General features: G+C 66.7%; 24 protein-coding genes. 8 read left to right on the plus strand and 16 right to left on the minus strand.

Features of this window, described 5'->3' with window-relative positions:
• Positions 1-83: 83 nt before the first annotated feature.
• The 4 genes from BN1263_RS12315 to folB form a co-directional block, all read right to left on the minus strand.
• Entirely contained in the window at positions 84-641 is a 558-nt protein-coding gene (locus tag BN1263_RS12315) for a hypothetical protein (protein WP_058981468.1), read from the minus strand.
• 130 nt (positions 642-771) lie between these two features.
• Positions 772-2,946, minus strand: a complete 2,175-nt coding sequence (locus BN1263_RS12320) for a glycoside hydrolase family 3 N-terminal domain-containing protein (protein WP_058981470.1) — start codon at positions 2,944-2,946, stop codon at positions 772-774.
• Positions 2,947-3,074: 128 nt separating this feature from the next.
• Positions 3,075-4,346 (minus strand): mechanosensitive ion channel family protein, encoded by a 1,272-nt coding sequence (locus BN1263_RS12325; RefSeq protein WP_058981473.1) that lies wholly within the window; start codon positions 4,344-4,346, stop codon positions 3,075-3,077.
• Between the two features lie 91 nt (positions 4,347-4,437).
• Positions 4,438-4,791, minus strand: a complete 354-nt coding sequence (folB, locus tag BN1263_RS12330) for a dihydroneopterin aldolase (RefSeq protein ID WP_005407807.1) — start codon at positions 4,789-4,791, stop codon at positions 4,438-4,440.
• 358 nt (positions 4,792-5,149) lie between these two features.
• Between folB and BN1263_RS12335 the strand changes: the two genes are divergently transcribed.
• On the plus strand, positions 5,150-5,815 hold the full coding sequence (locus BN1263_RS12335; RefSeq protein WP_058981475.1) for a hypothetical protein: 666 nt from the start codon (positions 5,150-5,152) through the stop codon (positions 5,813-5,815).
• A gap of 33 nt (positions 5,816-5,848) precedes the next feature.
• Here the strand turns inward: BN1263_RS12335 and tsaD are convergent, their stop codons facing one another.
• The gene (tsaD, locus tag BN1263_RS12340) at positions 5,849-6,874 is read right to left on the minus strand and encodes a tRNA (adenosine(37)-N6)-threonylcarbamoyltransferase complex transferase subunit TsaD (RefSeq protein ID WP_058981476.1); all 1,026 of its coding nucleotides are present in this window, start codon (positions 6,872-6,874) and stop codon (positions 5,849-5,851) included.
• A 166-nt stretch (positions 6,875-7,040) separates the two neighbouring features.
• Here tsaD and rpsU point away from each other — a divergent pair, with 166 nt between their 5' ends.
• From rpsU to BN1263_RS12370, 6 genes are all read left to right on the plus strand, one after another.
• Entirely contained in the window at positions 7,041-7,256 is a 216-nt protein-coding gene (gene rpsU / locus BN1263_RS12345) for a 30S ribosomal protein S21 (RefSeq protein ID WP_002808376.1), read from the plus strand.
• A gap of 133 nt (positions 7,257-7,389) precedes the next feature.
• Entirely contained in the window at positions 7,390-7,833 is a 444-nt protein-coding gene (locus BN1263_RS12350; RefSeq protein WP_005415013.1) for a GatB/YqeY domain-containing protein, read from the plus strand.
• Positions 7,834-7,937: 104 nt separating this feature from the next.
• A complete protein-coding gene (locus BN1263_RS12355; protein WP_019662215.1) occupies positions 7,938-8,858 on the plus strand; it encodes a YihY/virulence factor BrkB family protein in 921 nt (306 codons plus the stop codon).
• Positions 8,859-8,919: 61 nt separating this feature from the next.
• A complete protein-coding gene (dnaG, locus tag BN1263_RS12360) occupies positions 8,920-10,659 on the plus strand; it encodes a DNA primase (RefSeq protein WP_058981478.1) in 1,740 nt (579 codons plus the stop codon).
• A gap of 27 nt (positions 10,660-10,686) precedes the next feature.
• Positions 10,687-11,187 (plus strand): protein tyrosine phosphatase family protein, encoded by a 501-nt coding sequence (locus BN1263_RS12365; RefSeq protein ID WP_058981480.1) that lies wholly within the window; start codon positions 10,687-10,689, stop codon positions 11,185-11,187.
• Between the two features lie 28 nt (positions 11,188-11,215).
• Positions 11,216-12,187 (plus strand): bile acid:sodium symporter family protein, encoded by a 972-nt coding sequence (locus BN1263_RS12370; protein WP_058981482.1) that lies wholly within the window; start codon positions 11,216-11,218, stop codon positions 12,185-12,187.
• A gap of 116 nt (positions 12,188-12,303) precedes the next feature.
• Here BN1263_RS12370 and BN1263_RS12375 read toward each other — a convergent pair whose 3' ends face one another.
• The 5 genes from BN1263_RS12375 to BN1263_RS12395 all read right to left on the minus strand — a co-directional run bounded on the left by BN1263_RS12375 (position 12,304) and on the right by BN1263_RS12395 (position 16,707).
• On the minus strand, positions 12,304-13,110 hold the full coding sequence (locus tag BN1263_RS12375) for a hypothetical protein (RefSeq protein WP_058981484.1): 807 nt from the start codon (positions 13,108-13,110) through the stop codon (positions 12,304-12,306).
• A 142-nt stretch (positions 13,111-13,252) separates the two neighbouring features.
• A complete protein-coding gene (cyoE, locus tag BN1263_RS12380; protein WP_005407798.1) occupies positions 13,253-14,146 on the minus strand; it encodes a heme o synthase in 894 nt (297 codons plus the stop codon).
• 4 nt (positions 14,147-14,150) lie between these two features.
• Positions 14,151-15,314, minus strand: coding sequence for a COX15/CtaA family protein (locus BN1263_RS12385; protein WP_058981486.1), 1,164 nt, complete (start codon positions 15,312-15,314; stop codon positions 14,151-14,153).
• A gap of 10 nt (positions 15,315-15,324) precedes the next feature.
• Positions 15,325-15,894, minus strand: a complete 570-nt coding sequence (locus tag BN1263_RS12390; RefSeq protein WP_058981487.1) for a redox-active disulfide-containing membrane protein — start codon at positions 15,892-15,894, stop codon at positions 15,325-15,327.
• Between the two features lie 96 nt (positions 15,895-15,990).
• The gene (locus BN1263_RS12395) at positions 15,991-16,707 is read right to left on the minus strand and encodes an SURF1 family protein (protein ID WP_058981489.1); all 717 of its coding nucleotides are present in this window, start codon (positions 16,705-16,707) and stop codon (positions 15,991-15,993) included.
• 57 nt (positions 16,708-16,764) lie between these two features.
• Between BN1263_RS12395 and BN1263_RS12400 the strand changes: the two genes are divergently transcribed.
• On the plus strand, positions 16,765-16,983 hold the full coding sequence (locus tag BN1263_RS12400; protein ID WP_049416782.1) for a twin transmembrane helix small protein: 219 nt from the start codon (positions 16,765-16,767) through the stop codon (positions 16,981-16,983).
• Between the two features lie 20 nt (positions 16,984-17,003).
• Here BN1263_RS12400 and BN1263_RS12405 read toward each other — a convergent pair whose 3' ends face one another.
• From BN1263_RS12405 to BN1263_RS12430, 6 genes are read right to left on the minus strand one after another with little or no spacing between them, the layout of a single operon-like run.
• Entirely contained in the window at positions 17,004-17,879 is an 876-nt protein-coding gene (locus BN1263_RS12405) for a cytochrome c oxidase subunit 3 (RefSeq protein ID WP_005407793.1), read from the minus strand.
• Between the two features lie 13 nt (positions 17,880-17,892).
• The gene (locus BN1263_RS12410) at positions 17,893-18,483 is read right to left on the minus strand and encodes a cytochrome c oxidase assembly protein (RefSeq protein ID WP_058981491.1); all 591 of its coding nucleotides are present in this window, start codon (positions 18,481-18,483) and stop codon (positions 17,893-17,895) included.
• Entirely contained in the window at positions 18,480-18,746 is a 267-nt protein-coding gene (locus BN1263_RS12415) for a hypothetical protein (RefSeq protein ID WP_058981493.1), read from the minus strand. The genes BN1263_RS12410 and BN1263_RS12415 overlap by 4 nt, the downstream gene beginning before the upstream one ends.
• A gap of 8 nt (positions 18,747-18,754) precedes the next feature.
• Positions 18,755-20,362 (minus strand): cytochrome c oxidase subunit I, encoded by a 1,608-nt coding sequence (gene ctaD, locus BN1263_RS12420; RefSeq protein WP_058981495.1) that lies wholly within the window; start codon positions 20,360-20,362, stop codon positions 18,755-18,757.
• Between the two features lie 59 nt (positions 20,363-20,421).
• Positions 20,422-21,378, minus strand: coding sequence for a cytochrome c oxidase subunit II (gene coxB / locus BN1263_RS12425; protein ID WP_058981498.1), 957 nt, complete (start codon positions 21,376-21,378; stop codon positions 20,422-20,424).
• Positions 21,379-21,389: 11 nt separating this feature from the next.
• A complete protein-coding gene (locus BN1263_RS12430) occupies positions 21,390-21,866 on the minus strand; it encodes a DUF2244 domain-containing protein (RefSeq protein ID WP_004153894.1) in 477 nt (158 codons plus the stop codon).
• Positions 21,867-21,932 lie beyond the last annotated feature (66 nt).

The raw sequence follows: 21,932 nt of genomic DNA on the forward strand, positions 1-21,932 counted from the left end.
TGGATCCTTCCGGCATCCGGCGGTTGCCGGCCAGCGGCCGGCACTACCCTGCCAAACGGCCCCGCACGCGGGGCCGTCTGCGTTTACTGGATGGTGATGACCTTCACCTCGGTCTTCGTGCAGGCCTGGTCCAGGCACTGGCCGCTCAACCACACCTGGCCGCTGCCGATCATCACGCCCTGCTGGTTGACGAACACCTTGCCGAAGTCCTGCCCGGACACCGCCTTGACCACCTCCGGCGTGATGATCTTCTCGTAGTTGCGCTGGAACTCTCCGGGGCCGGAGATCTTCTTTCCGCCGCTGATGTTCAACGGGAATCGCACTTCCTCGACCACCGCAGCGCGATCCCCGCCAACCACGGCGGTCTTGAACGCATTGAAGACCTTCTCGAACTGCGCGGCATCGCCAAGCAGCGACTCGATGCGCGCACGCGCATCCTCGGCGGGCGCCCCGCCTGCCGGTGCGGGCGGTGCTAAGTCGGCGGGTCCAGCAGCCGGCGCTGTCGGTTCAGCGGCAGGCGTCGCTGCCGCGCCGGCCTCCATCGGCGGCGGCGCATCCGCCGCAGGCTCGGCCGGCGGTGCCGCCGGCTGCGAACAGGCGGCCAGCATCAGGGCGGGAATCAGGTAGGCCATCCGGCGCATGCGCGCACTCCATCGAAACAGGAAGCCCGATGGTAGCGCCGCCACAGTGACGGCAACAAAAAGGGGACGGAGGGGATTAAGTCGTTTGTGCCACTAACGACTTAATCCCCTCCGTCCCCTTTTTCTTCAATCAGGCCTTCAGCAGTTCGAACTGCACCGCTTCGCCAGCCGCCGAGGACGCGCACACCCACAGGTCGAACAGGCCCGGCTCGGCACGCAGCACGCCGTCGCGGCCGGTAAACGCCAGCTGCTCGCGGGTCAGGGTGAACACCACGTCGGTCGACTCGCCCGGCTGCAGTGCCACCTTGCGGAAGTCCTTCAGTTCGCGCACCGGACGCACGCGGCTGGCCACACGGTCGTGGATGTACAGTTGCACGACTTCCTCGCCAGCAACGCTGCCGGTGTTGGTCAGCGTGGTGGTGATGGTCAGGGTGTCGTCCCAGCCGAGCTGTGCAGTGCTCAGCTGCGGCACGCCGTAGGCGAAGGTGGTGTAGCCGATGCCATGGCCGAACGGGTACAGCGGTTCGTTCGGAATCTCGCGCCAGCGGGCCTTGAACTCCGACATCGTCGGCAGTTCCGGGCGACCGGTGCGCGGGTGGTTGTAGAAGTACGGCTGCTGGCCGGACACCTGCGGGAAGCTGACCGGCAGGCGGCCGGACGGGCTGTAGTCGCCGAACAGCACATCGGCCACGGCATGGCCGGTCTGCGTGCCCAGGTACCAGGTCACCGCCACAGCCTGTGCATTGCGCACCGCGCCCTGCAGCGCCAGCGCGCGGCCATTGCGCAGCAGCACCACCAGCGGCTTGCCGGTCATCGCCACGGCCTCGGCCAGCGCCTGCTGTGCCGGCGGCAGGGTAATCTCCACGCGCGACTGTGCTTCACCGCTGTAACGCTGCGGTTCGCCCAGCGCCAACACCACCACGTCGGCGCGCAGCGCGGCAGCCACCGCCGCTTCGGTACCGCCCGGAATGGCCGCTTCCAGTTCGCAGCCCGGCACGATTTCCAGCAGCGCTTCGTCGCCGATGGCGGCACGCACGCCGGTCTCCAGGTCCACGTAACGCTGCTTGTCGCCGAACAGCGTCCAGCAGCCTTCGATGTTCTCGCGGTCCTGCACGAACGGGCCGATCAGCGCGATCTTCTGCCCGGTCTTCTGCAGCGGCAGCACGTTGTCACGGTTGTTCAGCAGCACGATCGAACGCCGCGCGGCGTCGCGCGACAGTTGGTCATGCGCGTCGAGGTACGAGGTATCGGCTTCGCGTGCCGGGTCAAGCGAACGGTACGGGTCGTCGAACAGGCCGATGGTTTCCTTCAGCCACAGGATGCGCCGCACGCCCTCATCCAGCACCGCCATCGGTACCTCGCCGCTCTCGACCAGGCCCGGCAGGTGCTCAGCATAGAAGCCGCTCTGCATGCTCAGGTCCAGGCCGGCGGTGAACGCCTTGGCGGTGGCATCGCGGTCGTCGGCGGCATAGCCGTGGGCGACCAGCTCCATGTCGGCGGTGTAGTCGGAGATCACCACGCCCGGGAACTTCCATTCGCCGCGCAGGATGTCGGTCAGCAGTTCAGCGTTGGCACTGGCCGGCACACCGTTGATGTCATTGAACGAGGACATCACGGTGATCGCGCCGGCGTCGAAGGCGGCCTTGAACGGTGGCAGGTGCACGTCGCGCAGGGTCTGCGGCGAGATGTCCACCATGTTGTATTCCATGCCGGCCATCACCGCGCCGTAGGCGGCGAAGTGCTTCGGCGTGGCCAGCAGCGAATCGGCGGCGCGCAGGTCGCTGCCCTGGAAGCCGCGCACGCGGGCGGCGGCGAACGCACAGCCCAGCACCACGTCCTCACCGGCCCCTTCGGCGCCACGGCCCCAGCGCTGGTCGCGGGCGATATCCACGGCCGGGGCGTAGGTCCAGTGCAGGCCAGCGGCCGTGGCCTCGATGGCGGTGGCGCGCGCGGTGCGCTCGGCCAGGTCCGGCTCGAAGCTGGCGGCCTCGCCCAGCGGAATCGGGAACACGGTGCGCATGCCGTGGATGACGTCGGCGGCCAGGATCACCGGGATGCCCAGGCGGCTCTCCTCGGTGGCGACCTGCTGGATGCGACGGCCCAGCTCGGCGCCCACGCCATTGAACAGCGAGCCGACCTTGCCCTCGCGCACCTGCTGCAGCACCTGGTCGGCATTGCGCACGTTGGCTTCCGGGTTCACGTCCGGGGCGAACGGGCGGACCATGTCCGCGAAGACACCCAGCTGGCCGACTTTTTCCTCGACGGTCATCTGGGCAATGAGGGATTCGATGCGATCGGAGGCCACCGGCAGTCCTTGATGAAAACGTTTACAAGCCCGGCATTCTAGCGATCCCGGGCCATTTGGCGAGAGGTTTCTTCATTCAGTTTCAGCCACCAGCGGGGTCCGTATGGCTCCGCCGGGGCCACCGCAGCTTACTCCGAGCCGGCCAGCTGGCGCTGCCCGGCCATCAACATGGCGTCGCTGGAGGCTTGGAACACCCGCAAGCCGAACGCCGGCAGGATCGCCAGCAGGTGGTCGAAGATGTCCGACTGCACGGCCTCGTACTCGCCCCAGGCGGTGCTGCGGGTGAAGCAGTACAGCTCCAGCGGCAGGCCCTCGGTGGTCGGCTGCAGCTGCCGCACCAGCAGGGTCATGTCGGTATGGATGCCCGGATGGCTGCGCAGGTAGCGCTCCACATACGCGCGGAACGTGCCCAGGTTGGTCACCCGGCGGCTGTTGACCTCGGCCATGCCCTGCTCGCGCAGGCGCCCATTCCACTGCCCCAGTTCCTGTTCCTTGTCGCGCAGGTAGTCGCGCAGCAGCGCGAACTGGCCGAGGAAGGCCAGGTCGCCCTCGTCCAGGAAGCCGACGCTGTGCTGGTCCAGGTACAGCGCGCGCTTGATCCGGCGGCCACCAGCCTCCTGCATGCCGCGCCAGTTCTTGAACGACTCGGTCACCAGCTTCTTGGTCGGGATGGTGGTGATGGTCTTGTCGAAGTTCTGCACGGTGATGCTGTGCAGCGCGATGTCGATGACGTCGCCGTCGGCGTTCTGGCTGGGCATCTCGATCCAGTCGCCGATGCGCACCCGGCCATCGCCGCTGATCTGCACGCTGGCCACCAGCGACAGGATGGTGTCCTGGAAGATCAGCATCAGCACCGCCGTGGCCGCGCCCAGGCCGGTGACCAGATAGCGCAGGTCGACGCCTGCCAGGGTGGCAACGATCGACAGGCCGGCGATCACGAAGAGGACGATCTTGGCGACCTGCAGGTAGCCCTTGATCGGCTTGTTGCATGCCTCGGGGCGGCGCTCGTACAGATCGTTGGCCGCATCCAGCGCATGCGAGATGGCCAGCACCACGGTCAGGATCGCCCACGCCTGGCAGGCGCCGATGATGAAGCTGACCAGGCCCGGCGGCAGGTCCGGCACGATGCGGATGCCCGAGGCGATCACCTGGCTGGGCACCACGTTGGACAGGCGCGAGATCACCCGCATCAGGTGGCTGCCGCGGCCGGTGTCAGCGCCGGGGAGGCGGCTGAGCAGGCGCCGCAGGCCACGTAACAGGATGCGCTTGGTCACCCAGTTGGCCAGACCAGCGGCGATCAGCAGCGCCGAGATCATCAACGCCAGGTAGGCGCCGGGATAGGGTTCCAGTGTGTTCTGCAGCCGTTCCAGCCACTGTACCGCCACCACCGCGTCCACCATCGGTTGTCTCCTGTCTGTTTCGTTGTTGCCAAGGTTGCCGGCCAGCGGCCGGCACTACCGGGGTTGTCGGCCAGCGGCCGGCACGACCGGGTCAGTCCCGCGTGCGTTCGATGATCACGCCCACCGCGCGCGCGCCGCGCACTGCGCCCGGCTTGCTCAGCTTCAGGCGCAGCCACTTCACGTCGAATTCGTCCAGCACGATCTGCGCGCAGCGCTCGGCCAGCGTCTCGACCAGGCCGAACTCCGACTCGCGCACGAACTGCTCCAGGCGCTTGCTCACCGCCTTGTAGTTCAGGGTATGGGCGATGTCGTCGGTGGCCGCGGGGCGACGGTTGTCGAAGCCCATTTCCAGGTCGAACACCAGGTCCTGGCGGATCCGTCGTTCCCAATCGTAGATACCGATCAGGGCGTCGATCGTCAGCCCCTCGATGAAAACCTTGTCCATTGCGCTTACCCGCCCGAATACAGGGGGCCATGGTAACGGCACGGCGGTGAGCCTGCCCGGAACGGGCGATGGATGGCCGGCGCGGGGCGGGCCCGGAAAAGACAAAGGGCCCCGCTAGCAGGGCCCTTTGGTACAACCGTTTGTCCCCAGGGGGAGCTGGAATCCAGCCGCGAGTCCCGGTGGCGCAGGCACGCAGATTAGGCAAGGACCAGATCGCCGGTCAAGGCCAAATCCGACAGGACAGGTCAGGTATTCGTCCGAGGCAAAACGCAGAAAATCAGCCGCGCGGACAAGGACGTTCCCTGATGGTCGCCGCCGCCCACTCTCGCGAACATCGATCCCTCCTTCACCACCGCACATGACGATGGCTCCATACGATGTACTGCGGCGCGCGTTGTCAGCGGAGCGTCTGTCTACTTACGAGAGAATCGCATCGACCTGCGGCCCCGACGTCACAGCCGAATCCCTCTACCTCTGGAACATGCGGCTGTGCAGTGCACTGATGATGCCGGTCCATCTGTGCGAGGTGGTCACCCGCAACGCCGCGGCAATGGTTCTTGTTCGGCAGCACGGTCCACGTTGGCCCTGGAATGATGCCTTCAGACGCAGGCTGCCAACTTCGTCCAGTACTTCTCCACGCACGGCACTGGAACAACTTGCCAGTCGCGCAAGCGATACACCTGAAATCGTCGCCAGCCTGCCTATGGTGTTCTGGCAGCAGCTATTCACATGTCGCTTCGATTCCACGCTGTGGATACCGGCACTCAGCGGAGTCCTGCGCCATGCGCCTTGCGCCCACCCCAGTGTCATCCGGAAAGCCATCCACGCGGATATTGGCCGCATCCGCCACCTGCGCAACCGCATCGCCCATCACGAGCCCATCCTCGAGCGCGACATCGGCGCCGACCTGGCCGCGATCGGGCGGCTGATCCATGCCCGCTGCCCACACACCCTGGGCTGGCTGCAGCGCCATGAGCGGGCGACAACCGTGCTGGCGGCGTCGCCGTTGGCAGTGCATCGGTAATGCGTCCGCCGGGCATGGCCCGACGCTATCGGTTCACACCGCCGGCAGGGTCGCCATGTCCCAGCGCGGGGTCACATCCACCTTCGGCGGGCTGTGCTGGCCAGCCTGCAGCCGCAGCGCGCCAGCGAAGGCGATCATCGCGCCGTTGTCGGTGCACAGTGCAGGCCGCGGGAAGCAGGCGCGGCCGCCGAGGCGCTCGGCCATCTGCTGCAGGCGGGCGCGCAGGCGCTTGTTGGCACCTACACCGCCGGCAACCACGATCACGTTCGTCCCGGCCGCTTCCAGCGCGCGCTCGCACTTGATCGACAGGGTCTCGACCACCGCGTCCTCAAAGCCCCGGGCAATATCGGCGCGGGTCTGCTCGCTCTGGTCGCTGTCGCGCCAGGCCATCAGGACCTGGGTCTTCAGGCCGGAGAAGCTGAAATCCAGCCCCGGGCGGTCGGTCATCGGCCGCGCGAAGCGGTACGCGCCCGGCGTGCCCTGCTCGGCCAGCCTGGCCAGCTGCGGGCCGCCCGGGTACGGCAGGCCCATCAGCTTGGCGGTCTTGTCGAAGGCCTCGCCAGCCGCATCGTCCAGGGTTTCGCCCAGCAGCCGGTACTGGCCGATCGCATCCACCGCCACCAGCTGGGTATGGCCACCGGACACCAGCAGCGCCACGAACGGGGCCTGCGGCGGGTCGTCTTCCATCAGCGGTGCCAGCAGGTGCCCTTCCATATGGTGTACGCCGACGGCCGGGACCTCCAGCGCCCAAGCCAGTGATCGGGCCACGCCCGCACCCACCAGCAGCGCGCCGACCAGGCCGGGACCGGCCGTATAGGCGACGCCATCGATATCGCCTACACCCAGACCGGCGTCGGCCAGGGTCTGGCGCACCAGCGGCAGCAGCTTGCGGACGTGGTCGCGGCTGGCCAGCTCGGGCACCACGCCACCGTATTCGGCGTGCAGGGCGATCTGGCTGTAGACCGCATGGGCGCGCAGGGCTGCGCTGCCGGCCAGGTCGGTGTCATACACCGCCACGCCGGTCTCATCACAGGAAGATTCGATGCCAAGGACTCGCATGCCTGCTATTATGACGCCCCTGCCGTCCCCTCGGGGAGCGTGCAGATCTCACTGCTTTCGAACCGCCGGCCCGTATTCAGGGTTGGCCGCTTGCAGTTTGTCGATTCGCCGCTATAATGTGCGGCTCGCCGGGCGTGACCCGGTTCTACTGTGTCCCGGAGATTCCATGCCCAGCGTCAAAGTCCGCGAGAACGAGCCCTTCGAGTTTGCTCTTCGCCGCTTCAAGCGCACTTGCGAAAAGGCCGGTGTGCTGGCCGAAACCCGCAAGCGCGAGTTCTACGAAAAGCCGACCCAGGAGCGCAAGCGCAAGGCCGCCGCTGCTGTGAAGCGTCAGCTGCGCCGCTCGTCGCGCGACGTCACCAAGCGTCAGCGCCTGTACTGATCGGACGCATCTTCATTGCGGCGGGCCTGCCCGTTGCGATGGAGCCGAAGCCGGCACGCGCGAGCGTCGCCGGCTTTTTGCGTTTCCGGGTTCGGGCATCCGCCCCGCCCCACCTACCACCACGAGGTTCCTCATGAGCATGAAGCAGCAGCTCACCGAAGACATGAAGGCCGCCATGAAGGCGGGCGAGAAGCACAAGCTGGGCGTGATCCGCCTGATCAACGCTGCCATCAAGCAGCGCGAAGTCGACGAGCGCATCGAGCTGGACGACACCGCCGTGATCGCCGTGCTCGACAAGATGGTCAAGCAGCGCAAGGACTCGGTCAGCCAGTACGAAGCCGCCAACCGCGAAGACCTCGCCGAGATCGAGCGCGCCGAGATCGTGGTCATCGAAGCCTACCTGCCGGCCAAGATGGGCGAAGCCGAGATCGTGGCCGCCATCCAGGCCGCCATCGCCGAGACCGGCGCCTCCGGCCCGGCCGATATGGGCAAGCTGATGGGCGCCCTGAAGCCCAAGCTCGCTGGCCAGGCCGACATGGGCCTGGTGTCCAAGCTGGTCAAGCAGCAGCTGGCGTAATCCGGCAACGGGGTCGGATCCCTTTCGCAACGCGAAAGGGCTCTGGCCCCATTGATGTACCCGTTTCACCGCACCTTCGTCGGTCGCCTGCTACAACCGCACACATGGTTGAACCCGAGCTCAACGTTCCCGTGTCCCTGCACAAGTATCTCAAGCGCCTGCAGGACAGCTTTCCGATGGCGGTGGCCAAGCGCTTCATCGACGTCGACGTGCTGACCCAGGCAGCCTCCGTCTCGTTCTACGCCCTGCTGTCGATGGCACCGCTGCTGGTGCTGCTGCTGTGGTTGACCGCTTCGCTGTACCCGCCGGCACAGCAGGCGCTGGTCGACCAGATCAGCTCGGTGGCCGGCAGCAGTGCTGCGATCGTGGCCGAGACCGTCCTGAAGAACGCCGACAACCAGCCCGACGTCGGCTCGTTGGCAGGGCTGTGGAGCACGCTGCTGCTGTTCGTGGGCGCCACCGCCGTGTTCGCGCAGCTGCAGAACGCACTGAACCTCATCTTCCGCACCAGCGGCGAGCGCCTGGAGGGCCTCAAGGCCTGGCTGCGCAAGCGCGTGTTCTCGTTCGGCGTGGTGCTGGCCCTGGGCTTCCTGCTGATCCTGTCGATGACTGCCACCACGGTACTGCAGGTGGCCTTCGCGCAACTGCCCTCGATCCTCCCCGCGCTGGGTTACGTCACCAGCCTGCTGCTGTACGCGGTGGGGTTCGCTTTCATGTACCACTACCTGCCCGACCGCCGCGTGGCGTGGCGCCAGGCCTTCATCGGCGGTGCCATCACCTCGGCGTTGTTCGCACTGGGCCGCTACGGCATCGGCGTCTACATCGCCACCGTGGCCCCCGGCAGTGCCTACGGCTCGATGGGTGCGCTGGTGATCTCGCTGGTCTGGATCTACTACGCCACCGTCGTGTTCTTCGTTGGCGCCCTGATGACGGCGGTGATCGATGAGCGCCTGCGCGCGCGCCATCACCTGGCCGCAGCCGGCATCGATCCGGCAACCGCCAGCCAGGTGCCCGACAGGGGGTAAACTAGGCCGACCGCCCCCGGTTCCGTCGCGTGGTCCTGCACCGCGCCCTGCCCTGTTGCCCATGGCCCGTATCCCCGACGCTTTCATCGACGACCTGCTCGCCCGCACCGACATCGTCGAGGTGGTGGGCAGCCGCGTGCCGTTGAAGCGCCAGGGCAAGGAGTACGCCGCGCGCTGCCCGTTCCATGACGAGCGCTCGGCCTCGTTCACGGTCTCGCCCACCAAGCAGTTCTATCACTGCTTCGGCTGCGGCGCGCACGGCACCGCGATCAGCTTCCTGATGAACTACGACCGCCTCGAGTTCCTCGACGCGGTGGATGAGCTGGCCAAGCGTGCCGGCATGGAAGTACCGCGCAACGAAAACCCGCGCAGCCCCCAGCAGCAGGACGACAGCCGCGAGCTGTACTCGGCGCTGGACGCCGCCACCAAGTTCTTCCAGAAGAATCTGGAAGGCAGCCAGAAGGCACGCGCGTATCTGGAAAGCCGTGGCGTGGACGAAGCGAACCGCGCGCGCTTCCAGATCGGCTACGCCCCGGATGGCTACAGCGGCCTGCGCGATGCGCTGGGCAAGGACGAGCGCCGCATGAAGCTGCTCGACCGCGCAGGCCTGTTCTCCAAGAATGATCGCGGCCACGTCTACGACAAGTTCCGCGACCGGGTGATGTTCCCGATCTTCGACCGTCGTGGCCGGGTGATCGCCTTCGGCGGGCGCGTGTTCGAGAAGGACGACGGCCCCAAGTACCTCAACTCGCCCGAAACCGCGCTCTTCCACAAGGGCCGCGAACTGTACGGCCTGTGGCAGGTGCGCCAGGCCAACCAGAAGATCGAGCGGTTGATCGTGGTCGAGGGCTACATGGACGTGGTCTCGCTGTTCCAGTTCGGGGTCACCCAGGCGGTGGCCACGCTGGGTACGGCGACCACGCCGGACCACGCCGAGCTGCTGTTCCGCAACGCACCGGACGTGTTCTTCTGCTTCGACGGCGATGCCGCCGGCCGCCGCGCCGGCTGGAAGGCGCTGGAGTCGGTACTGCCGCGCATGAAGGATGGCCGCCAGGCCTTCTTCCTGTTCCTGCCCGATGGCGAGGATCCGGACACCATCGTGCGCAAGGAAGGCGCCGAGGCCTTCAACGAGCGCCTGAAGCAGGCCACGCCGCTGTCGCAGTTCTTCTTCGATGAACTGACCCGCGAGATCAACCTGGGCACGCTGGACGGCAAGGCGCGCCTGGCCGAACGCGCAAAGCCGATGCTGGCGCAGATTCCCGACGGTGCCTTCGGCGACCTGATGAAGCAGCAGCTGGCGCAGCTGACCGGGCTCGGCGGCAACGCCCCGTCTGTGCGCGCACCGATGCCGCAACGCCAGCCACAGCGGGCGATCCAGCCGGTGGCCAAGCGCAGCCTGGTGCGAGGCGCGATCGCTGTGCTGCTGCAGCAGCCCTCACTGGCGCTGACCCTGGGCGGCCAGCACCACTTCCAGGGCCTTCGCCTGCCCGGTGTGGAACTGCTGCTGGAACTGCTGGGGCTGGTCGAACAGCGCCCGGACATCAGCACCGGCGCCCTGCTGGAACACTTCGACGGCCGCGAGGAACAGGCGTCGCTGCATACGCTGGCCGCTCAGACGCTGCCCGGCACCGAGGCCAGCTGGACCCAGGAACTGCACGATGCTGTGGCGCAGTTGGAGAAACAGCTGCTGGTGCAACGCTTGGAGGAGTTGTTGGCAAAGCAGCGCCAGCAGGGCCTGGATGATACTGACAAGTACGAACTGCGCGAGCTGCTGAAGGCGCGCGCCGGACTGCGCCTGTAGCGGCAGAACGTTTTCACGGAGAGGACCATGCTGCTGCGCCTGACCTGCCTGCTGTTGTTGTCGCTCTGCCCGCCACTGGCGGCCCTGGCCGCAGATGGCCCGCTCAATGAAGTCCGCCCGGGCCTGTATGCCGGTGGCCAACCAAGCGCCGCACAGCTGCAGGCCTTGGCCGCACGGGGCGTACGCACGGTGATCGACCTGCGCCAGCCTGGCGAGGACCGGGGTTTCGATGAAACCCGCGCGGCCGAATCGCTGGGCCTGCGCTATGTGCGCATTCCGGTGGCCGGTGCCGAGGGGCTCGATGCCGCCAACGTGCGCGCCGTACACCAGGCCCTGCGGCAGAGCCAGGGGCCTGTGCTGCTGCACTGTGCGTCCGGCAACCGCGCCGGCGCCGTGCTCGGCCTGGTCAACGCACGCTACGAACATGCCAGCCCCGAACAGGCCCTTCAGCTGGGCCAGCGTGCTGGCCTGACCTCGCTGGAAGCCGCCACCCGCCAACGCCTGGCCACGCCATCCATTTCGCCCTGACTCCACCGCACCAAGGACTCTGCCCACCATGACCCGCTGGTGGTCGCGCCTGCGACCGGACAACTTCACCCTCGCCCTGCTGTGCACCGTCGGTCTGGCCTCCCTGCTGCCGATGAAGGGCGCCGCCGCCATCGTCCTGGACGATGTCACCACGGTCGCCATCGCGGCACTGTTCTTCCTGCATGGCGCGCGCCTGCCGCGCGAGTCGATCATCGGCGGCCTGCTGCACTGGCGGCTGCACCTGACCATCCTGGCCTGCACCTTCCTCCTGTTCCCGCTGCTGGGGCTGATGTTCAAGCCACTGTCGGGCTGGCTGCTGACTCCGGAGCTGTACCTGGGCGTGCTGTTCCTGTGCACCCTGCCGTCCACCGTGCAGTCGTCCATCGCGTTCACCTCGATGGCGCATGGCAACGTGCCCGCAGCGGTGTGCAGTGCTTCGTTGTCGAGCATCCTCGGCGTATTCCTGACCCCGCTGCTGCTGACCGCGCTGGCGGGCACCTCCGGCGGCGTGCACGACCCGCTGCATGCCATCGGCGGCATCATGCTGCAGCTGCTGGTGCCGTTCGTGGCCGGCCACCTGCTGCGGCCGTGGATTGCCGGCTGGGTGGAGAAGCAGCGCGCGCTGCTGCGCTACACCGACCAGGGCACGATCCTGCTGGTGGTGTATTCGGCGTTCGGCGAAGCGGTGACCGAAGGGTTGTGGAGCAAGACACCGCTGCTCTCGTTGCTGGCCGTGGCCGTGGTGGCTGCCGTGCTGCTCGGCATCGCCATGCCGCTGATCACCTTCATCGCCCGCCGGCTGCGCTTCAACCGCGAGGACGAGATCGCCATCGTGTTCTGCGGTTCGAAGAAGAGCCTGGCCACCGGCGTGCCGATTGCCAAGGTCCTGTTCGCCGGCGGCAGCCTCGGCGCCATCGTGCTGCCGGTGATGATCTACCACCAGATCCAGCTGATCGTCTGCGGCGTGATCGCGCAGCGCTACGCGCGACGCAAGCCCTGACCCGATGGGGAGATCATCCACGCATGGCGTGGATCTACTGTAGAGCCGAGCCCACGCTCGGCTGACACCTGTGATCCGGAGTAGATCCACGCCATGCGTGGATGGCTTGCCTGACGCTACGGATCCACCAGCGTCCCGACGCTCAGTTCCGGCATCCATACCCACAGGTCGTATGGCCGTTCCGCCCCTGCAGCAACCCGCGGCCCCGTGGCAACCTGCTCTCGAAGTGGCCGCGCCATGCAACCGCCCGCGCATCCCCACGTCTGACCACGTTGCGCACCCAACCGCACGCTGTAGATATCCAGGTCCCGCAGCTGGGAGGCCATCGGCTGCCTCTGCATTTCCGGCGGCATACCTTCCGGCCGCCTCAGCATGGCGTGGACATTGCCGGTCAGCACCAGCATGCGTGCATTGTCTGGCAACCCTCGATAGAGCCGCCGCAACTCGGCTGCCATGAGGTCATCGCGTACCTGGTTGCCGCCCTTGCTGGCGTTGACGTCATAGCCAACGACGTCGATCACACGTCTCTGCGACTTCAGCACGCGCAGGCTTTCGATCATTGCCAGCATGTCGCGGCTGCGACGGCCGTCATGCTGGTCATCGCGCACGGTCCAGAACGCACGCCCGCGCAGATGCTGGCGTGCCTTCTCCCCGCCATCGGAAGCCAGGTAATCGCGCAGCGTGGGGGTTTCCCCGCGTGGCAGTTCCAGCGCCAGCAGGACCGGCCCGGCGCGGCTGTAATCGTCCACCAGCTGCCGCACCAGCAGCGGCGTCTCGCGGGTTCCATGGAATTCGCCCAGCACCAGCATGCGGTGGTCGGCAGTGTGGTGGCGGATCTGCGCGGCGGTGTCGTCGGCATGCGCGGTCACGACCATGCCCAGCGCCAGAATCAGCGCGGTGGTCCAACGGAAGATCGTATGCATCCCTGCTCGCTCCTTTCCTTTGCGGTCAGGAACAGCAATGGCGACGCCGCTGGAAGAGATCAAGTGTAGAGCCGAGCCCACGCTCGGCTGCTCTTCCAACCACCCCTCAGCCGAGCATGGGCTCGGCTCTACAGGTGGCGCTTTACAACCAGGGCAGGATCCAGTGGTCCACCAGCAGGAACGCGAACAGCGCCATCAGGTAGACGATGGAGTAATAGAACATCTTCATCGAGAACAGCTCATCCGGCGGGTTGAGCATGCGCCAGGCGTACCAGAGGAACACGGCGTTGAGCACGATCGCGCCGCCCAGGTAGAACGCACCACTCATGCCCACCAGGTATGGCAACAGGCAGACCAGCGCCAGCACCACCGAATACACCATGATCTGCTTGCGGGTGTGCACCACGCCGTGGGTCACTGGCAGCATCGGGATCTCCGCCTTGGCGTAGTCCTCGCGGCGGAAGATCGCCAGCGCCCAGAAGTGCGGCGGGGTCCAGATGAAGATGATCAGCACCAGCAGCGACGAATACGCCCAGTCCGACGAACCCTGCATGCCGGTCACCGCGGCCCAGCCCAGCATCGGTGGCATCGCGCCGGCCAGGCCACCGATGACGATGTTCTGCGAGGTCGCACGCTTGAGGTACACGGTGTAGATCACCGCGTAGCCGATCAGCGAGGCGAAGGTCAGCACCGCGGTGATCAGGTTCACCCACAGCACCAGAATGGTCATCGACAGCACGATCAGCACACCGGCAAACACCAGCACCTGCCATGGCTTGACCTTGCCCACCACCAGCGGACGCCACGAGGTGCGCGCCATCTGCGCATCGATGTGCGCGTCCAGCAGCTGGTTGATGGCGGCTGCGGCCGAGGCCGCCAGCCAGATGCCGAGGAAACCGAGCACGCCGGCGCGCACCTGCTCCCAGCTCGGCACGCCCGGAATGGCCAGGACCATGCCGACCAGCGCGGTGAACACAATCAGGGCGACGACCTTGGGCTTGGTCAGGTCCCAGTACTGGCGGTAATTGGAAAACATGGAATCAGTCCGGGGCACGCAGGCGGGCCAGCAGGCTGACCAGCACGAACAACAGGGCAACGGCCACGCCGTTATGGGCCACGGCCACTTCCAGTGGCAGCGCCAGCTTCACGTTGAGGATGCCGAGCGTGACCTGCAGCACCAGCAGCGCGATCAGCGCGCTGGCCCAGCCACGCATGCTCGGCAAGCGGAACAGGCGCACGCCCAGCCACAGCAGGTAGACGGCCACCACCACGGCGAACAGGCGGTGCGCCATCTGGATGGCAATACGCGAGGCACCATCCAGCACGCCCCCCTCGTAGTCCACGCCGATCCCGCGCCACAGGGTGAAGCCTTCGACGAAGTTGTGCTGCGGCCACCACTGGTTGGCACAGCGCGGGAAGTTGTCCAGCGAGGCGCTGCCGCCGCCGCAGGCCAGCGCCGCGTAGTTGGCACTGACCCAGCCGCCCAGTGCGATCTGGGTGACCAGCACCGCCAGGCCGATGCGCAGCAGCCACTTCAGCTTCGGTGCCTCGGCCAGGGTGATCGGCATGTGCGTGGCACGCCAGGCCATCCAGGCCAGCAGCGCGAACATCAGCATGCCGCCCAGCAGATGGCCCATCACCACGATGGGTTTGAGCAGCAGGGTCACCGTCCACATGCCCAGCAGGGCCTGGAAGATCACCACCGCCAGGGTCAGCAGTGCAGCTCGTGCCAGGTCGATGTTGCTCCAGCGCAGCGCGGCGATCAGCAGGATCGCCTCGCCGATCAGGGCCAATGCGCTGGCGGTGCCATGCCAGCCCATCATGTACAACGGTATGCCAGCGGCCACCAGCACGCAGGCGGTCACCACCGCCGTGCTTCCGAATCGCCGCTTGCGCGTGGCCAGCAGCGCCAGGGTCAGGATCTCGATGCCCAGTGCGCCGGCCAGGAAGCGGTGCACCTGTTCACGCCAGGCCTTGTGGGTCTCGAGCGGGCGGATCTCCGCCGCCGGGTGGCCGATGGTCTCTTCCACGTGCTGCGGCCAGGTGGCCTGGCCATAGCAGGTCGGCCAGTCCGGGCAGCTCAGGCCGGCATCGGACAGGCGCACGAAGGCGCCGAACATGATCGTGCTCGCCGTCATGATCATGGCGAACCACGCCAGGCGGTGGAAATTGCGGTGCAGCGCCGGACGCGCGGAAAGGCTCATCAAACGGGACTCACTTCAGTTTCAGCAACGTGGCCATGTCCTTGCGCAGGCCACCCAGGTCGGTGCCCGGGGCATGACGCATGATCACGAAGCCGTTCGGATCGATCACGTAGACCGGCAATCCCGCCGGATCATCGACGCCAGGCAGCGCCGCGCGCAGGGCTGGCGACGGAGCCAACGGCCGCAACGCGGGCAGCGAGGCGATCGACGCCGGTGGCGTTCCCAGCCACAGAATCTCGACATTATCGGCGTTATGGCCGAACAGCTGCCACACCTTGCCCAGTCCCTGCGACAAAGTGACGCACTGCGCGTCGCAGGCGCCGGACGGGGCCACCAGCAGGCGCCAGGTCCGGGCCTCGGGATTCCACGGATAAGGCTGGCCGCTGGCCAGGGTGGGCGCCTGCTGGCGCAGGTCCACCGGCGGCTTCAGCAGCTGGCCGGCATTGCGGTGCCCGGTCGGCCCCCAGCCGGTGAAGCGCAGCACGGCGGCCAGCGCCATCGCCCCGAAGAACACGGCAAACAGCAGCACCAGGGTCCGGCGGCCGGAACCGCGCGCCTGCGGGGACGTAGCAGTGTTCATGTGGGGCATTTTCTCATGGTTGGGTAAACGATGCCGGTAGTGCCGGCCGCTGGCCGGCATCCAGGAATCCGAGTGCGTGCCGGCCAGCGGCCGACACTACCCGGCGATGGGCCGTCTCCTGCGCCGCTCCAGCACCAGCGCCACCACCAGCACGGTCAGGGCCAGGCCGAACCACTGCACGGCGTAGCCCAGGTGGCGTTGCGGCGGCAGCGTGTTCGGCAGCAGGTCCAGGTCGCGTTCGTCGCCGAAGGGCAGCGCCGGGTCCAGCCGCAGGACGCGATCGGGCAATGCCGGCAGGCCAAGCGCCACCGCCAGGCCCTCGGCGGGCAAGCGGCTGGCCAGCCAACGCCCGGCCTCATCGGTAGCGGAGAACGCCGGGCCCAGGGCCAGCCCCGCTGACGGCGGCGGCGCGAGCAGCCCGCGCACGGCCACCGGCGAAGGCGGCGACGGCACCTCCGGAAGCGTGCGATCCGGCGGCAGCGCGCGCCAGCCCAGATCGACCAGCAGCACGCTGCCCTCGTCACTGCGGAACGGGCGATAGATCTTCACGCCCGCGCGGCCGTGCCGGGTCTGGTTGTCCAGCAGCACCACGCCGGGCAGGAAGCGGCCATGGTCGGCCACGCCGTGCAAGGCGCCGGGGGCTGCCAGGGCCTGCGCCAGCGGCAGCGCTTGGGCCACAGCGGGGCCCTGCGCATCCAACATTGCCTGTTTGGCATGCATGCGTTGCAGCTGCCACAGCCCCAATGCGGTGAAAGCGGCCATCGCCAGCACGGCCAGCAACCATCCGAGCACGCGCGTGTGCTGGCGCATCATGACAAGTCCGCGCAAACGCGGTCAGATAGGCGCATCCACCCTGCCCTCGAGCCGCGCATGAGTGATTCGCTGAAGACCCTGCTGGTAATCGCGTTTCTGATCGTCATCGTCTGGAATCTGGGCGCCGGCCTGTACTACCTGCTGGTCGACCGCGGCCAGACCAAGCGCACGGTCAACGCGCTGACACGTCGCATCGCGGTGTCGGTGGCATTGATCGTACTGGTGATCGTGAGCATCTACATGGGCTGGATCAAGCCGCACGGCGTCGGCGGCTGAGGCCACCGATGCGTGCGCGGTCAAAGCACGTAGACGAACAGGAACAGCATCAGCCACACCACGTCGACGAAGTGCCAGTACCACGCGGCGGCTTCGAAACCGAAATGGTTGTCGCGGGTGAAGTGTCCCTTGGCCGAACGCAGCCACATCACGATCAGCATGATCGTGCCCAGCAGCACGTGCGCGCCGTGGAAGCCGGTCAACATGAAGAATGTCGACCCGTAGATGCCGGAGCCGAGCGTCAGGTTCAGTTCCTTGTAGGCATGGATGTACTCCTCCGCCTGCAGGGTCAGGAAGCCTAGCCCGAGCACCACGGTCAGGCCCAGCCAGATCAGCAGCTGGCGGCGGTTGCCGGCCTTCAGCGCGTGGTGGGCGATGGTCAGGGTCACGCCGGAGGTCAGCAGGATCAGCGTGTTGATCAGCGGCAGGCCCCAGGCCGGGATGGTCTGGAAGGCACCACCGATCGCCGCCGGGCCGTTGGTCGGCCATCCGGCGGAATAACCCTGCCAGAGCAGCTCGTTGGTCATCACCCCGCGGCCTTCGCCACTGAGCCACGACAGGCCCAGGTTGCGGGTGTAGAACAGCGCGCCGAAGAAGGCGCCGAAGAACATCACCTCGGAGAAGATGAACCAGATCATCCCCATCCGGAACGAGCCATCGACCTGGTGGTTGTAGTTGCCGGCCTGCGATTCGCGCACCACGTCGCTGAACCACCAGAACAGGGTCAACACCAGCATCGCGATGCCGATGTAGAACGTCCAGCGCCCCCAGCTGGCATCGTTGAGCCAGCTGGCCACGCCCACCATGGTCACCATCATCGCGATGGACCCCACGAAGGGCCATTTGCTCTGGGCCGGGACGAAGTACACGTTGGCGTCGGTCGGTGTCTGGGCCATGTCGGTATCCGGGTCAGGGTGCGGCGTGCGCGCCGTCCGAGGTGGCGGCCGGGCCCAGCCGATCGGACAGCGCGTCGTTGCGGTAGAAGGTGTAGGACAAGGTGATCGTCTTGATCTCCGGCGGCAGGTCCGGATCGACGATGAAACGCACCGGCATGTCGCGCTTCTCGCCGGCCTGCAGCGTCTGCGCGGTGAAACAGAAACACTCGGTCTTGCTGAAGAAGCCAGACGCACGCGCCGGCGCCACCGAAGGCACCGCACTGCCGACCACCGCCTGCTGGCTGTCATTGCGGGCGAAGTACAGCGCCTCGTTGAGTTCGCCGGGCACCACGTCCATGGTCAACTGCTCGGGATGGAACGACCAGGGCAGGCGCGAATTGACGCCGCCATCGAATTCCACGCGCACGGTGCGCTTGCCGGCCGCCGCGCCTGCACTGGCTTCGCCACCGGGGCCGCGTTCCAGGCGCACACCGAACACCTTCTCGCAGGCAATGCGGTACAGCGGCACCAGCGAGAAGGTCAGCAGGAACACCGCCACCGCCACACCGATCAGGCGCGGCAGCCCCGCACTGCGAGACGGTGTGCTGGCTGGCGCCTCGCTCATCGGCCGATCACCCCGCTGAGGATGAAGCCGACGTAGACCAGCACCGCGATGGCGCCGACCCACATCGCCGTGCGCCTGGCGCGCTGGCGTTGCTGTTCGATGACTTGGCGTTGGGCTTCGCTCTGGCTTTGGCTTTGGCTTTGGCTTTGGCTTTGGCTTTGGCTTTGGCTTTGGCTTTGGTAGAGCCGACTGTTAGTCGGCTGCACTTCGCGAGTCGACTGACAGTCGACTCTACCGATCGGCAGCGGGCTCTCGTTATGCATGCCCCACCTCAATGCGTGATGTCGTCATGCGCCAGATCCCCCGGGCGGATGGTCGGCGGCGTGGTGAAGGTGTGCGCCGGTGCCGGCGACGGCAGCGTCCACTCCAGCCCGCGTGCACCTTCCCAGCTGCGTGCTTCGGCCTTCTCACCGTTGCGCAGCGACGACAGCAGGATCGCGGCCATCATGAACGGGGTGACGAACATGCCGAACGCACCGATCGAGCTGATCAGGTTCCAGTCGGCAAACGCCACGCTGTAGTCGGGAATGCGGCGCGGCATGCCGGCCAGGCCGAGGAAATGCTGCGGGAAGAACAACAGGTTGACGAATATGATCGACCACCAGAAGTGCACCTTGGCCCACTTCTCGCTGTACATCCGCCCGGTCCACTTCGGCCACCAGTAGTACACCGCGGCGATCAGCGCGAACACCGCACCGGTCACCAGCACGTAGTGGAAGTGGGCGACCACGAAGTAGGTGTCGTGGTACTGGAAGTCGGCGGCGACGATCGCCAGCATCAGGCCGGAGAAGCCACCGATGGTGAACAGGATGACGAAGGCCACCGACCACAGCATCGGTGCCTCGAACGTCAGCGAGCCACGCCACATGGTGCTGACCCAGTTGAACACCTTCACGCCGGTCGGGATCGAGATCAGCATGGTGGCGAACATGAAGTAGATCTCGCCGCCCAGCGGCATGCCCACGGTGAACATGTGGTGGGCCCAGACGATGAACGACAGGAACGCGATCGCGGCGGTGGCGTACACCATCGCCTGGTAGCCGAACAGCGGCTTGCGGCTGAAGGTCGGGATGATCTCGCTGACCACGCCGAAGGCGGGCAGGATCATGATGTAGACCTCGGGATGGCCGAAGAACCAGAAGATGTGCTGGTACATCACCGGGTCACCGCCACCGGCGGCATTGAAGAAGCTGGTGCCGAAGAACTTGTCGGTCAGCAGCATGGTCACCGCACCGGCCAGCACCGGCATCACCGCGATCAGCAGGAAGGCGGTGATCAGCCACGCCCAGCAGAAGATCGGCATCTTCAGCAGGTCGATGCCCGGCGCGCGCATGTTCAGCACAGTGGCGATGATGTTGATCGCACCCATGATCGAACTGATGCCGGCCACGTGGATGGCGAACACGCTGAAGGCCACGTTGTAGCCGCCCTGCAGCGACAGCGGCGGATACAGCGTCCAGCCACCCGCCGGCGCACCACCGGGCAGGAACAGGGTCAGCAGCAGCAGGCTGAAAGCCACCGGCAGCAACCAGAACGACCAGTTGTTCATGCGCGGCAGCGCCATGTCCGGCGCGCCGATCTGCAGCGGGATCATCCAGTTGGCCAGGCCGACGAAGGCCGGCATCACGCCACCGAAGATCATCACCAGCGCATGCACGGTGGTCATCTGGTTGAAGAACTCGGGCTTGACGAACTGCAGGCCCGGCTGCGCCAGCTCGGCGCGGATCACCACGCTCATCGCCGCGCCGATGATGAACATGATGAAGCTGAAACCGAGGTACAGCGTGCCGATGTCCTTGTGGTTGGTCGAGAAGAACCAACGCTCGAAGAAGCTCTGGTGGTGATGGTGATCGTCGTGCCCAACTGCCGAGTGCGCCATTGCAAAACACCTCTCAGAATCGGTTGTCACCACGGCCGCGAGCGGCCGCGGGCTTTACATCACGCGCCGCTGGCCGCGCTGGCAGGCGCGCTGCCCGCTTCGGCAGCAGCAGGCGCAGCCGGTGCCCCCCCCGCCGGTGCAGCCGGTCCGGCAGGTGCCGCAGGCGTGGCAGGCTCGGCGGGCGGCGCCGGCTTGCGCTGCGCCAGCCACTTCCTGAAGTCCTCCTTGGACACCGCCTCGACCACGATCGGCATGAAGCCGTGGTCCTTGCCGCACAGCTCGGCGCACTGGCCGCGGTAGACACCGGGCTGCTCGATGCGGGTCCAGGCTTCGTTGATGAAGCCGGGGATGGCGTCCTGCTTCCAGCCCAGCGCCGGCACCCACCAGGCGTGGATCACGTCGTCGGAGGTGATGACGAAACGCACCTTGGTATCGACCGGCAACACCAGGCGGTTGTCGACATCCAGCAGGTAGTGCGGATGGCTTTCGCGGGTCGGCACGATGCCGCTCTGCCGCACGCGGTCGGACTCGCGGTCCAGGCGGCTGGTGAAGGTGACGTTCTCGCCGAGGTATTCGTATTTCCACATCCACTGGTAGCCGGTGACCTTCACCGTCATCTCGGCATCGCGGGTGTCGTACATCTTGATCAGGTTGGCGGTGGCCGGCCAGGCCATCACGATCAGGATGATCACCGGGATCACCGTCCAGATTACTTCGGCCTTGGTGTTGTGGCTGAAGGTGGCGGCGACCGCGCCCTTGGATTTGCGGAACTTGAAGATGGCATAGGCCATCGCGCCGAACACGATGACGCCGATCACCGTGCAGATGATCAACGAGAGATTGTTCGATTCCCAGGCCAGGCGCGAGGTCTGGGTCACCCCCTTGCCCATGTTCAGCTGCCACGGCTTCGGATCGGCCGCCTGGGCCCAGGCCAACGCCGGCATCAGTCCCCCGGTCGCCAGCACTGCGGCAACCGCGTTCACGCACTTCGTGCCCCACCTGCTGCTTTGCTTCATTGCCTAGACCCTTAGCGTCGTCGGTTGCCGCCATCGCTGGCGGCGAGCAAGCTTTCAAGTGTCTCTGCAAGCGTCTGACGTTCGGCCGGCGCGAGGAAACTCCCCACCTCCACCTGCCGGCCGCTGGACGCCAGCCGGACCCTCTCATCGTCGGTGAGCAGGCGCACCCAATGGGGGTGGGCCCGGAACACCGGCGATCCACCGGGTACGGGGATGACCTCCACGTACGCCGGCACTACCCGGATCTCCTCCTGCCGTTCACCGCTGCGCCACAAGGCACGCAGCGCCGCCGCCAGCACCAGGCTGTACAGCAGCGCGAACAGGGGGGCGAACGCATTGCCGGCCAACCACCCGAGGGCGGACACCAGCCACATCGCACCCGACAACACGGTGAACAACAGGACGAACTGCCGGGCATCGAGCGCCCGTGGGGGACGCAGCCGCAGCTGCGTACCTGACCCATCCGGAGCTGGAAGCACCTCGATCATGTCGCAACCGCGTTCCTGCCGCGGGAAACGTCCCGATGGTAGCCCCGCCCTCTCGCCGGTAGCAAG

This window comes from Stenotrophomonas thermophila (assembly GCF_001499715.1).
GTDB classification, from domain to species: Bacteria; Pseudomonadota; Gammaproteobacteria; order Xanthomonadales; family Xanthomonadaceae; genus Stenotrophomonas; species Stenotrophomonas hibiscicola.